The organism is Pseudovibrio sp. POLY-S9 (genome assembly GCF_001431305.1).
GTDB lineage: Bacteria > Pseudomonadota > Alphaproteobacteria > Rhizobiales > Stappiaceae > Pseudovibrio.
On sequence record NZ_LCWX01000146.1, the window covers coordinates 1 to 1,894 of the forward strand.

At 48.3% G+C, this 1,894-nt stretch carries 2 protein-coding genes; both read left to right on the top strand.

The genetic code is table 11. The annotated features are described in order from the left end of the window. The coding region (locus PPL9_RS13905) for a polymorphic toxin-type HINT domain-containing protein (RefSeq protein ID WP_200962310.1) at window positions 1-1,001 on the top strand (1,001 nt) is incomplete at its 5' end. 3 nt (window positions 1,002-1,004) lie between these two features. Further along, a complete protein-coding gene (locus tag PPL9_RS13910) occupies window positions 1,005-1,349 on the top strand; it encodes a hypothetical protein (protein ID WP_057463275.1) in 345 nt (114 codons plus the stop codon). The last annotated feature ends 545 nt before the right edge of the window (window positions 1,350-1,894 follow it).

Genomic DNA, 1,894 nt, shown 5'->3' on the forward strand with positions numbered 1-1,894 from the left:
TCTCCCGTGATGACAAGTTGAAAGTCACGACGGCTAAACCCGTGACGAAGCTGTTCAGGAACAATAATAAGCAAATCTACTCAGTTTCACTGCAAAATTCTCAGGGCGAGTTGGAAAAACTAGGCACGACTGCCGAGCACCCATTCTACGTCAATGGCAAGGGCTGGGTGGAAGCCTCTGGCCTCGCTCCAGGGGATCTGGTCGAAAGTCATGAAACCGGGGAAGAGGCAACCAGTTTCCTCGAAGTAAAGTCTGTCGTTCTCGAGAGCCAGCGACAAGACACTTACAACTTCGAAGTTGCCGATACGCATACCTACTTTGTTGGCAAACTCAAAGCCTGGGTTCACAACACCTGCGACCCGGTTGAGCTGCTGGCTAATGGTGGCAAGTATCTCGACAAAGACACTATTATCGGTGCCTACGGCAGCAAGTTTACACAGCAGACAGATGGCTCCTTTAGTAAGATTGGCTCTGCTAGCAGTTCGGAGATTTCAACTGTAGGTCTGCAGGTGCGTACTCGTGTTGAAGTAGACAAGGCTGTTAAGGGATCAACGGAGTATGAACTATTGAACAACCCGCCAGCAGACAGCTGGATCGAGTTGGACAATGGCACCAACTTCAAGACAAATGGTTTTGGCTATGTTGAAGAGATCACCTACAAGCCTTTGGATGCACCTGGTGTTCGCGATGGCCGGCAGACCAAAGTTGGTAAAGAAGGTATTGCCGGTGATGTTGGTGGACACATTCAGGCGTGTCGTCATGGCGGGACTTGTGACAGATTCAACCTGTTCCCACAAAACAGTAACTTCAACAATAGTGCTTACAAAACATGGGAAAATGAGATCACCCGTGCATTGCAAAACGGTGAAGACGTAGGCAATGTGACTGTGCGATTTACTCGCGCCAATCCTGGCGGAGCAAGGCCTGAAAGCCTCGAAATTGAGTATCAAATCAATGGCCGAACCTTTACAAAGGATTTCGATAATCAGGCCGGAGGGTAGTGAATGAAAAACGAAATCGAAACACAGCGCCAGCTAATCGACCAACTTTATTGGATCGTAAAGGGAAGCTGTCCAGATGGTGTTTCATCTGCTAAATGTCGCTTCGAGTATGATCACGGATACAAAGATGGTAGCAGCAGCGTGGGCTCCGCTTTCAGTTATATAAAAGGTAACGAAGAGCATTTCCCAGCACTGAACAGGGATATTAGACGGCCTGTTAAGGACTTGGTGCCGCAGCTCCACTCCCTGATGAAAGTCCATACTGGCGGGGACTGGAATGCATTCACGCTGATAATAAATGAAGACGGTAGCGTCACGACAAAATTTGAGTATCCGGACGAAGGGTAATGGCAATAGTTCTCTTCCCCGTTGTTGTTTAAGTTGGCGGTGAGTATTCCGAAATCAGCCATGTAGCTCAGTACTATTGTCGGTGAGCTACATGGCTGCTGTTTGAAAAACCGCGGAACTGGCAATGTACCTTCCTAATTTCTCGCCGTAACGAACGTCACTAGTTTCTAGGAAGGGATTAGTGCGGAGATGACGTAATATCCTCTCGTGTGTCTTTGAAACGGTGGTTTGACAGACGGACTAGATCGCTGCACACACGCCCTGATTTCATTGAATAATTTTGTCTGCCTACTCTGTTTAGAAATCATCGTATGTATTCCGCTGAAGAAAACGGGTTTCTGGAGGGTTTGTGATACTGATCGGTAAAGGACGCGCGCTATAAAAAGTAAAAGGCGGGGTTAAGCTGTTGATTGAGAGCGCTGTTTTCGCCATTCGCAACTAATGTGAGTTCGGACTTATGATTGCAGGCTGGTCGCAAGCAATCTGGGTTCATTCGGTAGAGTCGGGGAGAGACGCGCCCTGCGGTAGATGAGGGGAGTAGCTGT